The following is a 19476-nucleotide window of genomic DNA, read 5'->3' on the forward strand; positions in this document are numbered from 1 at the left end:
CAGATTAACAACCGCGGAGGCGGGTTTTTTCGTAATAAAGACGAACCAATTGCTTCTCTCGTTCTGGCTGAGGAAGTTTATGGACTTTAGCCACAGGTTTTAAGATTTCTGGCTGGGTAATGCCAAAAACTGTCTGTACACCTTGCTCTGGCATAGTCAATAAGTTTTTAGCAACTTGCAGCATACACATGTCAGCATTATCAAAATCTTTGCGACATTTAATCTTGTCCTGAATTTGATAAATCAGTGCTAATCCGGCAAACTGGATAACTCGCAAAATAAAGTCATGGCGGTAGTCCAAAATCATTGGGAAAGCATTGAGATAACTGCGAGTTAAAGCCAAGATTGAAGGTTGAAGAACCTCCAGCGGTATCACCGCCAGACGCAGAGATTCTTCCAACTCCAAAGTCGAGTCTACTACAAGGCTCGAAAGCCATATTTCTAAATAGCTTGCTAATAAAGTTCCCAAATCAAAAGCAGGATCTCCCCAAGCGCAAGCTTTCCAGTCAATCAATCTTACCAAGCAATTATCAAGCTGCTGCCACCGAGAATGAACCAAAATGTTGTTCAACTTCAAATCGTTATGAGTTAAGCAGCAAGGATTCCACTCATATGCTAAGTCTGCAATTGCTGATTCTAAACTTTCGTAACGCTGATAGAGAGTATAGAATTGCAGCGCTTCAGTGGGAACCATGCCAAAAATCTCTGGTGCTATCGACTCTATCCCTTGGGCCGGATTATAGAAGTGATAACGAAACTGTCCTGCGGGAGCAGTCGCCATAAAATCGCGATACTCTCGACCGTTGAAAGTAGCACGGTGCAACCCCGCTAAGGTAGTACCAATAGCTGAGGCAATATCATCTGCAAAAATATCAGTTTTTTGGTAAAAATTTCTAAGTTCTTGATAGTCACTCAAGTAGTTGCGGACAAGGATAGAATTTTCCTCGTCAAAATGTAGTACTAATGATGCGATCGCAGAAATATTACCGATAACCGGAAACTGCTGTAGCAATTGGTGAAACAACCACTCATTAAAAAACTCATGGGGAGTTCCATCATGATGATTGCTACGTTCTTGTTTAACCAGTAGTTTGCGATTATCTACTAGATTCACTAGTAAATTGAAATTTTTACTCCTATCTGGTAACTCAGATTCTTTTGATGCTCCATCTTCTGAGCTACACAGACCTGCATCTTGCAGATACTGGATAACGTTTTGAGAAGACAGTGATAATACCATGTATTATTATTTCCTAGTACGTAAAATTGCGGAGAAAATTACCTATTTCAGGATTAGCCTAGCTCTAGCAGTTTTCGGTAGACAGCAACTAACGTATGAATATCAATAACTATTCGTACTATCTATTAATATCCCATCTAACCTAGTAAAACCTGCCAAAATGGCAATATATCTTTTACTGTTCCTTTAAAAACTGATTCGTTACCCTATTCAATCTTTACACTTGGGAGCAGAGTTACGTAGGTGGAGATTAACTGCTCCAGTTGTGTATTTTGATCTGGCTCGTTTTTCCAGGTGCCAGATCTGCATCTAAAATTAATGATTTTATTCATACCGCAAACTTGTTGTATTCGAGTACGTAGTAACTAAGATTATGAAAGTTAGCTCTAATTTAAGTAGAAACTTGGCAAACTATAAAGTTTACCTGATTAACATTAGGTGTTCGTAGTTGGTGCAGCATTTGGCATCACATTCTTAAATTAACAATGGCACTAAATTTTTTACTATTCCTGCAACTAAAAAACTATTAATTGTGCAATAGATAACTAGTAAAAAACCATTAGTAATAGATTTTGTTGAATGCTAAGAATTCATGTATAAAGGTGAGTAAAAAATGTATTGTCTATCACATTTATTCCATGCTTAATACTGCTAACAATCTTCCAAACTCCTCGATTTGCAAAACATGCTATTCCGCATTCATATTTTTATTTATCAACACAAAGCCAGGAAAACCGGATGTTTTAGCTGGGTAGTAATTATTTTTTTTTGGTTAAATTTTAATCATTATTGCTTGAACGCACGGTAGCCTGTTGCTTTTGTAACTAAATGTTTACTTACCAATTTCATGTGAGGCTACACGTTATCGCTCGCCGCAAGCTAATATAATATGCATTTTTATATCAAGTTGGGATGAGGGGTATAACTCATCACAAAGCGACTAGGAGTCTGATTTATTTTACGAGTATTAAATCAAATCTTGCGCCTACTCCTTAACTTTTCTTCTGGTCTTTTTTTCTATTTGTCCTTTTTTTGGCTTTGCCCCTGGTTCATCTTTCTTGGGTTGAGGTACATTTTGCTGCAAGATAAAATCATCGGGGGCATCATTTTTTGAGACAATCTGGAGACGGAGAAACTGTGACCACACTTCATTGTTGAGTAAATTTAAAGCAGTCTCTCGGTTATGTATAGCGATCGCATTTATAACTTGACGCCATCCCTCTCGTAATAAATCAACAAAAATTTCTTCTCCTGTAACCTGACTCAGCAACGAAAGTGCTAATTTAAAACTTCTTAAATCATCAGGCAAATTATTCGACCTTAACGCCGGAAGTACCGTATTTAGCCATATGGGTAACAGTTCCAGCCAGTTATTTTTTTCTATTTCTGTAACTCCTATCTCTTCCATACCCAACGCACCCCAAATGCACAAAACCTCTACAGCTAGTTGAGCATCACGGTTTTCTAAAGCCTTTGTCCATAATTGTTGAGCGTGGTTTTGAAAGCGATTGGCGAGAAATTCATAGGCTTCCTGGACTTGATAGGGAATCGTTACTTGATAAACAGACTCGCCTGTTGGTATTTGATAGCCGCCAGAGTCAACCCAGTGATAAGAGCCGCAAAGATAAATGTCTCGATCAACTATTAATTCTTTAAGGTGGGAATCTCCTAACCAACAAACCTGTACAGATGGCAAACCTTCAGGGGTTTTAATTGCTCGCAGTTTTTCTGTGATTTCTGATAGTATTGTTGGTTCTTCATCTTCTTGTCGCGGTGCAATTCCCCATCCGATTAAAATCCCAACTCCACGCTTGGCTAACTGCTGTAGTAAATTCAAGAATTCATCATTTATAAGTACCTGATTTACCCAAGGGGAATAGATAATAATTTGATGTTTTGCCCTATTTATAGTTTCTAAAAAAGTTTGATTAATTTGGCGATCGCGTAACTGTATAACTTGTTTTGTATTAACTTCTAAAGCTTGTTTCCGAAGTTTTTCAAATCTGGCTTCAATTTCACTATTTTTATATTTAAAGACTGCTTCCTGCTCAAAATTGATGCTTTCATTTGATGATTTACACACAGCATCCAAAGAAAGCTTACCTTCAGATAGCAGTATCTCCAGCCATTTTGAACGAGAATTTAAAATCTGCTTTCCTCGCCGCAGTTGTAAGCAAATTTTATCTTCCTTGGCATCAAAAATCAAAAAAAGAGATATTTTTCGCCAAATAGTTTGAGTTGGAGCTATCACCCTAAAAGCTGTGACAATCTTTCCGGCTTCTGGTACATGAAGTGCTACACCTGAAGCCTGAAGGCTTGTTTGGATCTGCTCCAAACTTAAGGAAGAAATTTCATTAATTTTAAAACTAATATTTAAAATATTAGCTAAACTCGGCAGGTTGATAACGACTTCATTTAATGGTTCAGCCTGAAAAGTTACGGTTTCGCCTAAAGAATCTGTAATCGCATAAATTTGTACAGCATATGGGGGCTGTGGTACAGAACCTTTCTCATAAAATAAGCGCCCTTGCTCGGTAACTGTAATAAATGATTTTTGTGCTAGAGTTTGCAACTTTTGTAGAGTTGCAATTGTACTTTGGACAAATACTGTATCAAGTCCTAATATGGATGCTAATTCATTAGCTGTGGGTGATGGCTCAAATTCAATCCCAGCGCGAATAATAAATTCTTCTAAGACATTAAATGGACGGGGTTCTGTAATAGTGAGTTCTACTGTTGTTTGATGTAAACTATAGCGTAATTGACGCGCTGCTAAAACTAATAATTGAGGATTTTGCGATTCAATCTCTTCAACTATATTGCTGAGACTATCATCAATAGGTTTAGCCGAAGATGCGTGAAACATCAACGAAACCTCCATGATGATTTACAATATTTGCAACCTCTGAGTACATATTGCCGACTTTACCTGGTTGTTGGGTAAATAAATCGTGACAACCCACAATTACCAGTAATTCTTGAGCGCGAGAAAAAGCTACATTCACCCGTTCTGGCTTTTTAGCAAATCCCACATCTCCCTTACTGTTGTTGCGAACCATACTTACAATGACAACGGGACGTTCCATACCTTGAAATCTATCAACTGTACCAGTCCGAATTTGCAGTGAAGGGAAAAGTTCTGATTGTAAGCGTTCATCAATTTTTCTCAGTTGAGCGCCGTAAAAGGTGATTACTGCTATTTCTTTTTTGGGTTCACCACAAGCGACTTTCGCAGACCAAGTATTTTCAAATTGCTGACACAAAGCTTCAATTACATCAATTTCCTGAAGATTAAATAAGGAAGTTCCTTCTCGCTGTTCTTGAAAATCATTTTCTCTGGGCATTTTCACCCAAAGCAAATGATGATCGGGTTGAATGATTTCACCTGTTAAATCATGGGCGCGTTTAATATCAGGCTGTAAAATTCCGCATTCTAATTTGCCCTCATAAAACTGATTGATTGCACCCATAATAAAAGGGTGCATTCGATATTGGGTAGTTAACATTTGTTTGATGCTTTGATCTGCATCTTCAAATTGACTTTTAAACAGTGATTCCTCTAAAAATTGCAATTCTTCTCTTGTACTGCCAATTTCTTGGATAACTTCTTCTAAAGTGCTAGTATCAAGCATCGGTGGTAGTTGTTTATGGTCGCCCACCATGACTAACTTTTTACCCTTTAAGGCTGGGATGAGTAACTCTGGTGGAGTACATTTGCTAACCTCGTCAACAATGACCACATCAAAGTATTTGAATTCTTCAGAAAAATCCCGCCCTGCTGCTTGTACACAGGTGATACCAACGACGTTGGCATTATCTAAATAAATTTGCCTTAAATCATTGCGATCGCGCTCAGATGGGTTGCGGACTTTTGCAATCCAATCTTGGATAAAATTTTGATATTTATTGAGATGAGCTTCGTCTTTATCTAGTTGATTTTGCCAAGCTTCAAACTGTGATTTTATGCTGCGTAAAAATTCTAAATCATACAGGTTAGTAGCAACAATTTTAGGCTTGAATTTCTCAGGTATTGATTGCCATTCTGTCTTCCACCATTTTCGTTCTAATAACAAGCTTTCTGATAACTGTGGTTGTGACTTTCGGGTTATTTCAGCTATTTCTATTTTTATGCTATCAAGTTGTTGTTGAAAAATTGTAGTTTCTTCTTGTAACCTTGATAAATGTTCAAATAGAGTAATTTTGATATCTTCTAATACAGCAAAAGGCTCTATTGATGTAATCAAAGTTTCAAGCTGACTGAGGTGATTGATCCAATAATGAACGTGCTTGGAGAATTCTTGAGGTTTTTCCCAAATATTTGCTTGGGTTGTGAGATATTGTTCAGCTAAAGTACGTAATTGATTTGGTACATTTGGCTGTTGGTTGAGTTCTTCCAAAGTATTGATAACTCTTGCAAGTTTTAAATTCGCATCTTGTTGCGCTGTTTCTATCTGGTTTTGAGTATTTAATATTTGCTGTTGAGCAATTTCATTATTTTGTAATTCATTTAATTGTCGTTGCAGATGTTGAAGCTGCTGTTCTGTTTCTGTTTTGACTTTTAAAACACATTGGCGTGCATTTGTTAAGATACTATCTATGAGTTCTTGGGTAATTTGGCTGAGAGTAGATTCACTATTATCTGGTTCCCAACAAGCACCATAAGTTTGTTGAATTCTGTTTAAAAAAATCTGAGCAGTTTCGACTAGAGTTTTTCGTTGATTTGTTGCCAGATATTGATAGTTATTAAATTGTTGATAAATTTCCTGCCATTGAGTACGAGCGCTTGTTTCCAACACTATCGGCAGTTGGCTGAAATTTTGCTGTAAAAAATAGCTAAAACTATGCTGTTTACCTTTTCTGTCAGTAAAGTTACCTTCGATTTCATAAGCTATTGCTTTTGTCAATAACTCCCAATCAGGTAGATTGACTGTGTAATTTGCTGGCATCAGTGAGATTTTTAAAGAATTAGCCAAACTCACCAATTCGGGTGGTAATTGCATTAAATCTACTGTTAATGCTTGAGCAGTCTGTCGAGAGTTATTCAAAATCTCTGCCACTCGAGAATTTGCCGTAGATTTCCACTCTTTAACAGCATTTATCACTAAATCGATTTCTTGTTTGCGGTTTTCCCAAGTTTGGATTGTTTGTTGTAGGCTTTGCTGTTTAGTAAAGAATTGCTGATGCTCTTTTTGTAACTGATGCAAATCGCTAGAATGCTGTTTAAAAACCTGCACTGCTGCTACAACTTCTAACATTGCTACATTTGCACTCTGAGCATAAATTAACGCAGTTCTAAATTCAGGAATTCCCAACCCTACAGTCTCGCGTAGCCAAACGGCTAATCCAAAAGCACCGCATTGAGGTTGAACAAAGCCAAGTATATTAGTCAAACTGATGGCTTTACTAACATTTACTAAAAAGGTTTTGACTAAATTATTACCTTCTGTATATGGTCTAAGGTGGGGGAGAAAATTTGTAATCTCTGGAGCTTCCCAATTGACTATAGAGGGCGTATCGAGGAGGCTTTCTAAGCCTGAAATTAAAGTTTCTACTTCGGTTTTTTTGGCTAAGGCTTCTTGATAAAATGATTCTTGCTTTTTTAGATCTACCTCTAATTTTGGCTGGAGTTGAGTTCTTTCCTGTTGACTCTGTTGAAATTCTACTTCGGCTTTGAAGTAAGCGGTAAATCTTTGTGATGATGCCAATAATTGACGAAAAATCTCTACATTTTTGTGGCGTTTACTGAGATTGTTTTCGCAGTCAGTAGCAGTATTGTCTAACCAAGTACCAATCACTTGGTCTTCTAAAAATGGCTGTCCTTCCTCCCCAACTTTTTCAGCGCGTCCCTTGCGTATCGCCCGAATTACAGGGTTATGAACTAATCGGCTGAGGGCGTTATCAACTGCTAAATTGGCTTGCGAGGCTATCAGAGTACGTCCACCTCGTAAAGCAATTTGATAGCAAATCTCGGCAATTACGGTAGTTTTGCCTGTACCAGGTGGCCCTTGAATCAAAACCAGATCTTCGGCGGAAAGTACCGTTTCTACTGCTGCTTTTTGACCAGGGTTAGCAGAGGAAAGTAATAAATCTTGTGCTTGTAGTTGGACAGTTTTTTGAATAGGTCTAGCTTGGGAAGCATCGAATAAGAAATTTCCCAAGTAGGGATTTTGGGTACGACCATTATTCAAATCTTCTAAAGCTTTTTTCTTGCGCTGAATTTGTTTAATATCGCCAAGTGCCTCAAAACACAAGAATCCTGTATTAGGAAGCTGATAACGTCCGCTTGTCATGTAGTCAGCTAAATCACGTTCCAGTCTGACGCTGATGATGCAACGCTTGGGGTCAATTTCTTCAATAGATCCTAATAAACGGCCTTGCTGCCAGTTTTTTCCAGTGGGCGCATTCTCGAACAGCTTCAAGTCGTCGTTTTTGGCTTTTCTGACCCGTTCCCAAAAGTTGGCTACATCCAGGGGATTTTCGTTAGAACCGTCAAGGGTAGCTGATGTGATATCAATTTCAAAACTGATCCGCCTTTTGAAGTTGTAGTTGTGGCTGGTGAAAGGAACACAGAATTGACGTGCTTGAGCAATTCTTTCTTCAATCTGCAAAAATGCTTTCCAAGCTTTGAGTTGTTCTTCTGTAGGCACATAGTCGCCACAAACTGGCGCAGCGAACATACGTGTAAATATTGATGAGGGCAGACCGATATGATGCTCATGGTTGGGCAAAAGCCGTAAGCGAAAGGGCACAGCATAAGCATCGGCTTGTCCCCGTGAGGGTTGGAGTAAATAAGCAGACAGAATTTTTAAACCGTCATCGCTATTTGGTTGTACTGCTGCTTTAAATCCTAAAGTTTTTCCTAGCTTCTGAAGTCTGAGGGGTAATTTACTATCGTCTGAGTCTGTCGCTACGACTAAATCCCAAATTTCTTCTTTTGCAGATCTCCCCGCGCCCTTGCGGCGGACATAAAATAGACAAGGCTTTTGACCGAAACATTCATACATTAACTCGTGGGCATATTCTCGGCGCTCCCCAAATTCGGGATATTCTGCAACGGTGGATGCGTCTTCAAGATGACGGATAAAACTATCAATCATCGAATTTACGAACATATAGCCCCAATCTTCGGAGGCTTTTTTCATTCTTGAGGCAGCAACTTTGGTGGCTGGTGGTTTTGCGGCTTTGCGAACTCGTTCTGCCTCGAATTCGGAGATTGTACTGCTGGGGCTTTTGGCTACAATGTCGAGTTGAGCGCAAATTGCTAGTAGCTTTTTGCTATCTACTTTTAGTTCGGTTGATAGTTCGTAGATTCTGACTTTAGTTTTGTTCATCCAGTAACTTCGGTTACTTGCGCGTAAGTCCTAATTATAAAATCTCACGCAAAGACGCAGAGGCGCAAAGAAGAGTGAGAAGTTTATAGTTTGTATTGGCGATAGATTTGACTGGCAGCCCGATGTAGTAGAGAGTGTCGCCAGACGAGGGAGTTCAAATCATCGGCGTAACCGCCACCAATGACGCAGGCGACGGGGTAGCCGGAACTTACACAAGTACTTAAGACTTGCATTTCTCGACGGAAAATGCCAGTGTCGCTTAAGGCTAATTTTCCCAGGCGATCGCCTACATGAGGATCTACTCCGGCATCATAAAAAACTAAATCTGGCTGTACCTCAGATAATAAATCAGGTAAGTAGTTTGCTAAGGTTTGCAAATAGGCATCATCTTCCATTCCTACTGGTAGGGGAACATCCAAATCACTTTTCTGCTTTGTACCAGGAAAATTGACTTCACAATGCATCGAAAATGTGAAAACGCTCTCGTCTTCTTGGAAAATAAAAGCCGTACCGTCGCCTTGGTGTACATCCAAATCCACAATCAAGATTTTTTGCACAAGTCCGAGTTTTTGCAAAACGCGAGATGCGATCGCTAAATCATTGAAAATACAAAAACCAGATCCATAACTGGGAAAGGCGTGGTGAGTTCCACCCGCAGTATTGCAAGCTAAACCTTGAGTTATTGCTAGTTGGGCAGTGAGTATTGTACCACCGACCGCTACACAGGTACGATTCGCTAATGCTGGACTCCAAGGTAAACCAATGCGCCGTTGGGCTTTAACATCCAAGGTTCCTTGACAATAAGCTTGAACGTAATCACAAGTGTGAACCAACTCTATTAACTCTGGTGGTGGACGTTGTGGGGTATGACATTGTTCGATTTGCGCCACACCATCAGCTAACAGCAATTCATATAGTTGGCGGAACTTCGACATCGGGAAGCGATGTCCTGGAGGTAATGGAGCAATGTAATCTGGGTGATAAATAATTGGCAGATCCATGTTATTTATTTTGAACCACAGTCTGTCGCTCTCCGCGTCATCTTTGATGAAATCCAACTGTTGTTTACACTAAAAGTTACAAGGAAAACATAGCAATCAAGCCTCAGTGCTTTTTTTGTAGCCGATGATGCAACTAAAAACTGTGTGGAAACCAGGTAGTGGCAATCCGGAGAATCCCCAAAACCTAGCTACCATTGGCCAATGGTGGGTAAACCTCAATGGCAAAGAAGTTACTTGGCAACAGCGAATAATTACTGGAAATAGTGAAGTCGATCAACTTGACTGGGAACCAAAGCGGTTTGATGAAAATTTTGCGATCGCCAACCCAGAAATTCGTGGTATTACTCTCTATTGGCATAAACCTGATTCCCCTCAGGAACGTAACACCACACCGTACCAACTAATTCTCGATAGCCTGCACCAATATTTATACATTTTTCCACAGTCACAAAAAGAACTAGTGATCCGGGTAGGTTTAAAGACTATTACCTATCAAACAATTTCTCTCACAAATCCCCAATATTTATATAATCCATCTGGTGAAAACTCTATCCTGACTTTACAGGATGCGACGCAACAGCTGGAAGTAAAAGTTACTATGAGTCCAGAAAATCTCAAACAGTTACTCCGGCAACTTACAAGGTAAAATTTACCAGGTGTTAGTTAGCCTCACCGAGTACAGTAATTTTAAATATCCAATTTCAAATTGATTATGATGCAATGGATTCTGCCGATTGTATTCATTCTAGCTGGGTTACTAGCTGGAATAATTGCGGAAAAATTTCTCTTCAAGAAGCTGAAAATATTTGTTATCAAGACAAAAATTCCTGGAAGTGAAATTATATTTTCGTCCCTGCATCGCATGACTTTTATTTGGTTTGCGATCGCGGGATTTTCAGCCGCAATTCTGAGTGCTCCGATTAAGCCAGATATTGCCAACGTACTGCAAAAAATCATTACTATAGTTGTACTGTACTCAGTCACATTAGTTTTAGCTAGATTAACCGCTGGTTTTGTTAATTTATTTACTCACAGAACCGAAGGTGTTTCCGCATCCTTAATTTCTAATATTGCTAAAGCTACTGTTTTAGGTTTAGGTGTATTAATTCTATTGCAAACATTAGGTGTGCAAATTACACCAATAGTTACAACTTTAGGAATTAGCGGCTTAGCAGTCGGTTTAGCACTAAAAGATACAATGGAGAATTTATTTTCTGGTTTCTATCTATTAATTTCTAAACAAGTCAGAACAGGAGATTATGTAAAACTAGAAGATAGTCATGAGGGATATGTCATAGATATCTCATGGCGAAATACAACAATTAGAGAACTTTCCAATAATGTCATAATTGTGCCAAATTTAAAACTAGCTTCCGCCATTTTTACCAATTATCATTTACCAGTAAAAGAAATTACATTAACACTTAATGTTGGTGTTGATTATGATAGTGATTTGGAACTGGTTGAAAAAGTAACTGTTGAAATTGCTAAAGAAGTCATGCTAGAAATAGCACCTAACTTAATTGCAAATGAACCATATATTAGGTTCCATAATTTTGGAGATTTTAGTATTGATTTTACTCTTTATATGCGTGTAAATGAATTTTTTGATCAGCGCATTGGCAGGCATATATTTATTAAGAAATTACATAAAAGATATCAGCAAGAAGGTATTAAGATTCCCTTCCCATCAAGAGAATTGTATATGCAAGAAAATTCTGCAAAAATAGAACATTAAAAAATTTAACCCTTAAAATAGCAACGAAAAACCCGGTTTTTTTCGTAGAATAAACCGGGCTTTGAAAATTAGTAGATAACTGTTCTAACTATCACTTTTTACCTGGAGTGCGTCCGCCTTCATCGTTGCTACCACCGTGGGGATGAGAATTACCGGGGTCGCAACCTTCCGCACCATTACCTATGCCTTGGTTACAATGACGGCGTGGTTTTCCACCTTCTGCTGGCGTTTCACTTTGATCCAAAACTTCAGAACGCTGGGTTTTTTCTACAGCATACTGAGAGGATATATCTGCCACTTCACCAGTACTGACTAATGATTTATATATCAAAGCAGTAACTTCAGCTCTTGTTGCTACTTTGTTAGCATTCAAAGTTTGGACATCGGGATAATTGACGACGATACCTCGTTGTGTGAGTGCCGCGATCGCATTGCGGACATCGCTGCGAATTGAAGTAGTATCGGTGTAAGCTGCTAAAATCGTTTCGGTAGAACCGCTAAATGTGTAGTTTAGTCCTCGCGCTAACGTTAGCAAAACTTCCAGGCGAGAAAGACTTTGCGCCGGGTTAAATTGACTACCGGAAACTGCTAAAAAGCCTGTTGAATAAGCTTCGCGGATAGCATTATAAGCCCAGTGCTTGGTAGAGACATCCTTGAAGCTGATGGCATTGCGAACTTTCACCTTGTCAAAAGCTTGAGTAAGCATCGCCGCAAATTGGGCGCGAGTCAACTGTTCATCTGGACGAAAACTACCATCGGGAAAACCTTGGATAATTTGTAAGGCTGCTAATTCAGCAATAAAATCTTTAGCCCAGTGGTTTTCTGATACATCGTCAAACTTAACTTGAACACTGCTGTCTACGCCAAACTCGCGATACTTCATCATCATTTGGCTGACATTGTAGACAGAGTTATTGTCATCGCTGAGTTCAATAATATCCACAACTTCGCCTGGCCTAGCCTTCAAAGCTAAAGCAGAGCTGGAACTGAAAGCATTAATTGATTGGCGCACCAAGGTATACTCACCTTGAGTAAAAGAGGTGGGATAAACGCTAGTTGCCGGAACTGCTGACCAACCCTGGACTTGGAATTCACTAACATTGATTGCCTGTGAACTACTTAGGAAGCTAACACGTTCGTTGCTGATTTGGGTGAAGTAGTCGTAGGTGGTAGTACCAGAGTCAATTTTGCCGTCCGAGTTGGCATCAACACCATAAACAGTACGGACAACTTGAGATTCACTTGGGTTAGCAGACAAAATTAAGTTAACTGTGGTGTTTGCTGCTAAACATTCAAATTCGCTGTAGCCAATAAAGTGGTTTTGAGTATCATACAACCGCACGACAACGCGATCGCCTTCTCTCAAGCCCTTAACAAATTTGGCTTTTTGCTTAATCTTGTATTTGTAATCGCCCAAAAACCGTTCTTTTAAATAACTCTTGCCACGTTTACCCTTGACAGAAATACGGGTAATTACTTCCGAAAAATTACCAGCAGGTTGCCAAACAGCAAGATTAAAACCCGTTGCTTTTCCCTTGACGGAATTACTACTGATTACCTGGTTGCGGCGTTCTGTGGTCACAGTTCGCTGCCGAATAGTGGTGCTACGGGTCGTTTCTACTTCTTTATCAGCTAAAAGTTGTTGACTTGTAGAATTTCCTAGTGTTTGTGCGACGTTGGTAGAAGACCCTGAAGCCGTGTAGGCATAAGCTGTTGGCGAAAACATTGCTACAAAAGTAGCAGCAACAACAACTTTGCTTAAGTAAGCTAAGTAACTCTGATTTATGTGTTTCATCTCAGTCCATACCGATAGGCTATTAGGTCAAGGGAATATAAATTTCCCTTGAACTATTAATCCCGTGATTTAGATGAAACTAACATCGATAATTTATACTTAGCTAGATAAAAACTAAACTTCTAGTAAAGTAATATTACTGATCACTCTTGAACAAAACTTCTTACCTCATCCACACTTAAGCTAAGTGTGTTTGCAACCTGTTCCACACTTAAGCCCAACTCCAATAATTTAGGTATTGCATCCAGTCGCGCTTGTTCAGCCGTTTGCCGTGCTTGTTCCGTTTCTTTGTGACTCAAGAGTAGTTTCTCTGTTCGAGGATTATAAAACCTCAATTCTCCGTCAATTACTCTCAAGTCCAAACTTAATACTTGGCTGTAAATGGAGAATACCCCATCAGCTAATAGTGTTGGTGCAATAGCTTGATATTTACCCTCAACCAAACTCCTACCTTTAAGTTGAGGATTAAGATAATCTCCTGTGGGGTCGTACTGAAAATATTCCTGCACGCCTAAAGCAGCATATTTCAAAGGTTTTTCTATTTCGTCATTTTCTTGAGTCGTTGCAGAAGTAATTTCCAAAACAAAACTAGGGACTTTATCCCCTTCTTCCCAAACCTTGTAGCTGAGGCGCTTTTTCTTTTCTACCCCAAACACGACAAACACATCAGGAGCAACTACAGCACTAGGAATGCCTTTTTTGTAGTAAATAAACAGGTTTCCCGATACATAAACATCATCTCGGTCTTGGAAATAAATATCTAGGGCTTCTACACCATAAATTAAATAATCGCGTGCTGGGTCGCTCTCTGCCATAGGTTTACCGTCAGAGTCCGGGTAGACAATCTCGGTCTTGAGTTGGTTGGAAGCAATAGTCATAAGCAATTCAAAACTCAAAATTATAGAACCGAATTTTGACAAGCATCCTAGCTACTGAATCTACATCAATTCCATGCACAACAGCAAAGAATACAAGCCTCAACCCAAGTGGGGTTGGTTCAAAAATAGCATTTTGTCCAGAACTCTTGTAGGTGAGAGATATTACTATAAAAACAATACTTTAGGAATCTTAATAATGAATTTAACTACCCAGCAGTTACCTTCAGTCACTTTGGAAAAATTCCTTTGGACTTGGCAGGGCTATAAAATTCAGTACACTGTCATGGGTACAGGACGCCCTCTGGTACTGGTTCATGGCTTTGGCGCTTCCATTGGACACTGGCGCAAAAATATCCCAGTTTTAGCAAATGCTGGTTATCAAGTTTTCGCTATAGATTTGTTGGGTTTTGGTGGTTCCGAGAAAGCACCAATTAATTACACCATAGAAGTTTGGGTGGAACTGCTCAAAGATTTCTGGACAGCACACATCAAAGAACCTGCTGTATTTATCGGTAATTCCATCGGCGCGCTTATCAGCTTGATGGTACTGGTAGAACATCCAGAAATTGCAGCGGGTGGTGTTTTAATTAACTCTGCTGGTGGGTTGAGCCATCGTCCTCACGAGTTGAATCCACCACTACGCATTGTTATGTCAGCTTTTAACAGAGTAGTGCGATCGCCTATTACAGGCAAATTGGTCTTTAACCGCATCCGTCAAAAAGCTCAAATTCGCCGCACCCTCTACCAGGTTTACCGCAACCGTGAAGCAGTTACGGATGAATTAGTTGATTTACTTTATACCCCAGCTTGCGATCCGGGAGCGCAGCAAGTTTTTGCATCTATTCTGACAGCACCTCCTGGCCCAACTCCTGGGGAACTTTTACCCAAGGTAGAACGTCCCTTATTGGTAATTTGGGGTGCTGATGACCCTTGGACACCAATTACGGGAGCAAAGATTTACGAAGAAGCGCGTGAGAATGGCAAAGCAATCAAAATTATTCCCATTCCTAACGCTGGTCATTGTCCCCATGATGAAGTTCCAGATGTTGTCAATATCCAAATTGTGGATTGGCTAGCGCAAAGGTGATGATTTCGCGCATAGGCGTCTTCTAGACGTCTATGCGCCTTTGTGCAAGAGGGTCTTAACTTTTTCCCAATTCACATTGACAAAATTAAAATTCTGTGGTGATTGTTTATGGAACTTGATGTGCGAAATGGATATCAAGGGGATATCCCCTTCAGTAACTATCCAGATTTTTCTCAGCAAGGCTATCAAGTTATCCAAGAACTAGGACGCAACCGGGAAGCGGGACGCACTACTTACCTGGCTCATGCACTCAAGACTGACCAAAGAGTAGTGATCAAAGAGTTTCGTTTTGCGAGTGTAATTCCTGATTGGTCTGGTTTGAAAGCTTATGAACGTGAAATTGAAATCTTACAACAATTAAATCATTCCCGCATTCCCCGCTATATCGATTCTTTTGAAACACCAGCGGGTTTTTATATGTTACAGGAATATAAAAATGCTCCATCCTTAGGATTACAACGCCACTTTCATCCTGAAGACATCAAGAAAATTGCTGTCTCAGTGTTAGAAATTTTAGTCTATCTACAAAAGCTAGTTGCCCCAATCATCCATCGAGATATAAAACCTGAAAATCTTTTGGTTGATGAGCAACTCAATGCTTACCTGATAGATTTTGGTTTGGCTCGGATAAAAGGTGCAAAAATGACTCTCAGCAGTTTTGCTGCGGGCACCCCAGGCTTTATGCCACCAGAAGAACACTTTGGTTATCCCCTAACCGAGGCATCAGATTTGTATAGTTTAGGGGCAACCATAATTTGCTTACTTACTTGTACCCGTTCTGTTAATATTGGTCAGTTAATTGATGCTAAACATCGCTTAAATTTACAGAAATTAATTCCCCAAATTAGTCCATGTTTTAGGTTATGGCTGATGAAAATGGTGGCGAACAAACGCCAACATCGCTATGCTAATGCAGCTATGGCCTTAGAAGCTCTCAAACCTATTTCAGTTATTGGTAATGCCACTGGTGTAGAAACTGTAGTTACTGCTGTAAAAAGTAGAAAAAAAAGTTTTGTCCTAGGTATAGCTGCTATTGGTACGCTGGCAGTAGCAGGGACAAAGTTAATGATTGCTCAATCGGCAATGGTAAATAAGCAAGTGCTAGAAGCTAGAGAATGTCAGGATTTAAAATCAAGTGTTAATTGTCTAGATAAAACTAGATACTAGAATTTAGATTGCTTTTGGCTATAAATTTATGCTGAAAAGCAAGATTTAAAAGTGCGATCGCTCCTCCCATTTTCATCAGTCTAGAACTTGAGTTCTGGACTGATAACTAAATTCCAAGTTAATATAATATTTCTGCTTTTCTGTTCCCTATTCTCTTTTCCCTGACCGAAGGGCTTTGTTAGAATTGGCCTAAATCCCAACTGTAATTAAGACCGAAAAACCAGCCATCGAAATTAATGTTGGGAGCGTTAGAACCCCCAAAGGTAACACCACCTTGAACATTAAGATTGCTGTAGTTGGATACTCGATAACTTAAGTGCCCAAATAACCGATGGAATTCGTCATCTCTAGAGTCTGGGCGATTCGTAAAATTTGACAAGTTGAACTGGTAGTTAACCCCAACTTGCAGAGGTTTTTGTAAGTAGTAGCTCAAAGATAACCACAAAGAGTTTATGATCCGACTCCGATTTTCGGGATCGGCAAAATTTATACTCAATTCATAAAAGCTATCAAGAAACAATCTGGAATTTAGGGGATCTCGTCGCCCTAAAGACAAGCGGATCGAATTTTCGTTTAGAAAGCGATCGCCTGCCTTAAAATAATCACCATTGTTTGTATAAAACAAAAGTTGATTACTCCAAGCGATTTCTCCATACATTCTCTGGGATAGTTGCCGATACAAACTTAGATTAAATCTCAATTGATTGTAATTATAGATTGATTGATCTATATAACGAATTTGGTTGCCATCAATGGAACCATTGATATAAGTCTTAGAACCCAACGGGAAATATGTAGAGGCTAACGTTAGCCCATAAAAAATTAAGCTGTCCTCTATGGGATCAATATTTGCAGAAAAAATGTTACTTGAATAAAAGTAACCGACACGAGCTTGTAAGTAGCCTATAGGTCTAAACTGAACCACAGGCTTCTCTATCGGTGTAGGTGGCTGTTGTTCTAGCGGTGGTGCTTGTGGTACTGTTCGTGGTCTTACCCGTAATCCCAGTTCTGGATTACTAGTTGAAGGTGAAGACTGTGTTTGTTGTTGCAAGATCCGTCTCAGCGTCTCTAGCCTTTCCGAATAATCAATTTCTGGAGTTTCTAAGAGTTGCTCTATTTGTCCTGGGGAAGGATTAGGAAAAGTGCCAGGCTGAACTTCTAACGGTGGCGGATCATTTTGCTTTTCTAAATCTCTAGGCGTTTCTGGTGTTGTGGTACTTGGTTGAGGATTGGAGGTTTGTGGATTGGCTTGAGTCGTTGCTTGTCCTAGCTGTATTGAATTGGTTAATCTTTGTAATTGTACACTCGTCAAATCAATCGATTTTTTACACAAATTGTTTTCACAATCAGTACTAGCTTTTGCAGTTTCTACAGCTAAGTCAGACACAAGTAACTGCAAAGAGTTATCTGAACTTAGGAATCTGTCAGAACAACTCTCTCTTTTATCAAATCTCACAATGTCAATCTGCTTAAAGGAGGAGATATTGTTATCAGCTGTTAGAAACGGCTGACTTTCATCTATATTTGCTAACTTAGCTCCTCCCAAGTCTAGCGATTGATGATCATTTGCATATGGCCGAAGCTGCTTACATCGCTGATCCGGGTGTGTACTTGCTAAAGATGTTACTTTTAATGCTACATTCTTAGGAGGACTTGGTATACGCGGTGACTCCATATCAGAATTTTTAGCCCATGCTTTATCTACATTGGTGCAAACTGGTATTGCACCATTAGTAGTTAACAAAACCGCAAACAAAAAATTTTTCCAGCCCTTGGATTGCATCTTTGATGGCGTTAATTGCGTTTGCCAAAGGTAGATTCACAAGCTACTTCGGAAGTTCCTAATATAAATATCAAATTTCCAATTAACTTGTCCCTGATTTTTAGTTCTATTGTCGAAAAGTCGAGCGTAAGATTAAAAATTACTATATATGATATTTGTACTTCTTCAACCAAAAACTTAGAGATATTAAATTTTATTATCTGTAAAGATGTAAATGGATTAAGTTTAAAATAAACATGATATGATTCGCGCTCTTTTTATTAGAATAACCTAACTAATACTTAGGCTTACAAGCTACTTTACTTAAAAAGTATAAATTTTAACAAAGAAATAGATTTTTAAAACAGAATTTATCTTTACTACAGATTGGCATTAGTTAAATCTTCTGAGTCTTCAAACTATGCTTCAAAAATTTTTACCACTTTTAGTGATTGGTGTATGGGGAGCTATAGTGTTGCCTTTTTCAGAACGGACAAGTGCAACTACTCCCCTGACACGAGCTGAAATTCAAGAACTGCGTAACTTGGTGCAGCTAATTCCCAAAAATAGCCCCAAAAAGCGTCCAGCACGCAAATCAGATGCATTGATTCCTGGGGATGGGTTATCTACTGGTCGAGCATCTCTTGCAGATTTACGCTTCAACGATGGCTCTTTAGCACGGGTTGGGGAACAAGCAGTATTTCAGTTTTTACCTAAAACCCGCAACTTTAGACTAAAAAATGGAACTGTCTTGCTGCTCATTCCACCAGGTAGGGGTCAAACACGGATACAAACACCGAATGCAGCAGCAGCAATCCGTGGTTCAGCATTATTTGTACGCTACGACGAAAAAACAGATACCACAATTGTGGGTGCGCTCACAAATAGCGGCATTGAGGTCTCGAATAAACAAGCTTCTCAAAGTCAGGTGCTAGAAGCAGGGCAACTGATGGTTATTGTTAAAGGTAAATTTCAAGGTTTATACGACTTTGATTTAAGAAATTTTTATGACACGAGCGATTTAGTTCGAGGTCTCGATTTAACTAGACAGAATCTTACACCTACACCAGATCCAGCGATCGCCAGCGTTCAAGCAGAAACTGCAACAGCTGTAGCTGCACAGACTCCAATTAAAGGCGAGGGAGTAGTGGAAAACCCATCATTCTTAGAGCTAACTGCTAGTTCCTCAAATTCTACCAACAATGAAAATAATAATGACAGTAATAACAACAATTCTTCAGTAGATACCAAAGACACCACAGTCAAAGATACTCTCTCAGTAGACACATTTGTAGATACGGGACAAGCCCAATTCAATGAGCAATCAGTAAATAATACTAATAATGTTGGTGTTGATACTACCCAAACTTCACCAAAACCACAAATTCCTTCATCAGTAGATCAGCCTAACAACCCGAACCCGAATCCTGGTCCCAAACCGGATGGTGGCGCAGGCAACCCGAATCCCGGTCCCAAA

At 39.4% G+C, this 19476-nt stretch carries 12 protein-coding genes; 5 read left to right on the forward strand and 7 right to left on the reverse strand.

Features of this window, described 5'->3' with window-relative positions:
• Nucleotides 1-4 precede the first annotated feature (4 nt).
• The 4 genes from BV372_RS32860 to BV372_RS32875 form a co-directional block, all read right to left on the reverse strand.
• Nucleotides 5-1240 carry a phosphotransferase family protein gene (locus tag BV372_RS32860; protein ID WP_086691432.1) on the reverse strand — a complete coding sequence of 412 codons (1236 nt, stop codon included), beginning with the start codon at nt 1238-1240 and terminating at the stop codon, nt 5-7.
• Nucleotides 1241-2225: 985 nt separating this feature from the next.
• The gene (locus tag BV372_RS32865; RefSeq protein WP_086691434.1) at nt 2226-4106 is read right to left on the reverse strand and encodes a hypothetical protein; all 1881 of its coding nucleotides are present in this window, start codon (nt 4104-4106) and stop codon (nt 2226-2228) included.
• Complete coding sequence (locus tag BV372_RS32870) at nt 4084-8571, reverse strand: translation initiation factor IF-2 N-terminal domain-containing protein (protein WP_086691436.1); 4488 nt, start codon at nt 8569-8571, stop codon at nt 4084-4086. Before BV372_RS32870 ends, BV372_RS32865 begins: the two co-directional genes overlap by 23 nt.
• 83 nt (nt 8572-8654) lie before the next feature.
• Nucleotides 8655-9572 (reverse strand): histone deacetylase, encoded by a 918-nt coding sequence (locus BV372_RS32875; protein ID WP_086691438.1) that lies wholly within the window; start codon nt 9570-9572, stop codon nt 8655-8657.
• 124 nt (nt 9573-9696) lie between these two features.
• Here BV372_RS32875 and BV372_RS32880 point away from each other — a divergent pair, with 124 nt between their 5' ends.
• Together BV372_RS32880 and BV372_RS32885 are read left to right on the forward strand one after the other, a co-directional pair.
• Nucleotides 9697-10218, forward strand: coding sequence for a hypothetical protein (locus tag BV372_RS32880; protein WP_086691440.1), 522 nt, complete (start codon nt 9697-9699; stop codon nt 10216-10218).
• 66 nt (nt 10219-10284) lie between these two features.
• The gene (locus BV372_RS32885) at nt 10285-11310 is read left to right on the forward strand and encodes a mechanosensitive ion channel family protein (protein WP_086691442.1); all 1026 of its coding nucleotides are present in this window, start codon (nt 10285-10287) and stop codon (nt 11308-11310) included.
• A 91-nt stretch (nt 11311-11401) separates the two neighbouring features.
• On the opposite strand, the gene BV372_RS32890 is transcribed toward BV372_RS32885, so the two are convergent.
• The gene (locus tag BV372_RS32890) at nt 11402-13105 is read right to left on the reverse strand and encodes an S-layer homology domain-containing protein (protein ID WP_086691444.1); all 1704 of its coding nucleotides are present in this window, start codon (nt 13103-13105) and stop codon (nt 11402-11404) included.
• A gap of 143 nt (nt 13106-13248) precedes the next feature.
• Nucleotides 13249-13983, reverse strand: a complete 735-nt coding sequence (locus tag BV372_RS32895; RefSeq protein WP_086691446.1) for a Uma2 family endonuclease — start codon at nt 13981-13983, stop codon at nt 13249-13251.
• A 196-nt stretch (nt 13984-14179) separates the two neighbouring features.
• On the opposite strand from BV372_RS32895, the gene BV372_RS32900 reads away from it, so the two are divergent.
• Together BV372_RS32900 and BV372_RS32905 are read left to right on the forward strand one after the other, a co-directional pair.
• A complete protein-coding gene (locus BV372_RS32900; protein WP_086691454.1) occupies nt 14180-15070 on the forward strand; it encodes an alpha/beta fold hydrolase in 891 nt (296 codons plus the stop codon).
• 108 nt (nt 15071-15178) lie between these two features.
• Nucleotides 15179-16237, forward strand: a complete 1059-nt coding sequence (locus BV372_RS32905) for a serine/threonine-protein kinase (protein ID WP_086691448.1) — start codon at nt 15179-15181, stop codon at nt 16235-16237.
• A gap of 178 nt (nt 16238-16415) precedes the next feature.
• Here BV372_RS32905 and BV372_RS32910 read toward each other — a convergent pair whose 3' ends face one another.
• On the reverse strand, nt 16416-18020 hold the full coding sequence (locus BV372_RS32910; RefSeq protein WP_086691450.1) for a hypothetical protein: 1605 nt from the start codon (nt 18018-18020) through the stop codon (nt 16416-16418).
• Between the two features lie 400 nt (nt 18021-18420).
• On the opposite strand from BV372_RS32910, the gene BV372_RS32915 reads away from it, so the two are divergent.
• Nucleotides 18421-19476: FecR family protein (locus tag BV372_RS32915; RefSeq protein WP_143845442.1), on the forward strand; the 1056-nt coding region annotated here is incomplete at its 3' end.

Source organism: Nostoc sp. T09, from assembly GCF_002154695.1.
Lineage (GTDB): Bacteria > Cyanobacteriota > Cyanobacteriia > Cyanobacteriales > Nostocaceae > Aulosira.

Excerpts from the sequence above, each read along its gene's own strand:
- BV372_RS32905 (WP_086691448.1), top strand. The coding sequence starts at position 15,179 with ATGGAACTTGATGTGCGAAATGGATATCAAGGGGATATCCCCTTCAGT.
- BV372_RS32875 (WP_086691438.1), bottom strand. The coding sequence starts at position 9,572 with ATGGATCTGCCAATTATTTATCACCCAGATTACATTGCTCCATTACCT.
- BV372_RS32900 (WP_086691454.1), top strand. The coding sequence starts at position 14,180 with ATGAATTTAACTACCCAGCAGTTACCTTCAGTCACTTTGGAAAAATTC.
- BV372_RS32860 (WP_086691432.1), bottom strand. The coding sequence starts at position 1,240 with ATGGTATTATCACTGTCTTCTCAAAACGTTATCCAGTATCTGCAAGAT.
- BV372_RS32910 (WP_086691450.1), bottom strand. The coding sequence starts at position 18,020 with ATGCAATCCAAGGGCTGGAAAAATTTTTTGTTTGCGGTTTTGTTAACT.
- BV372_RS32865 (WP_086691434.1), bottom strand. The coding sequence starts at position 4,106 with ATGTTTCACGCATCTTCGGCTAAACCTATTGATGATAGTCTCAGCAAT.
- BV372_RS32870 (WP_086691436.1), bottom strand. The coding sequence starts at position 8,571 with ATGAACAAAACTAAAGTCAGAATCTACGAACTATCAACCGAACTAAAA.
- BV372_RS32890 (WP_086691444.1), bottom strand. The coding sequence starts at position 13,105 with ATGAAACACATAAATCAGAGTTACTTAGCTTACTTAAGCAAAGTTGTT.
- BV372_RS32880 (WP_086691440.1), top strand. The coding sequence starts at position 9,697 with ATGATGCAACTAAAAACTGTGTGGAAACCAGGTAGTGGCAATCCGGAG.
- BV372_RS32895 (WP_086691446.1), bottom strand. The coding sequence starts at position 13,983 with ATGACTATTGCTTCCAACCAACTCAAGACCGAGATTGTCTACCCGGAC.
- BV372_RS32885 (WP_086691442.1), top strand. The coding sequence starts at position 10,285 with ATGATGCAATGGATTCTGCCGATTGTATTCATTCTAGCTGGGTTACTA.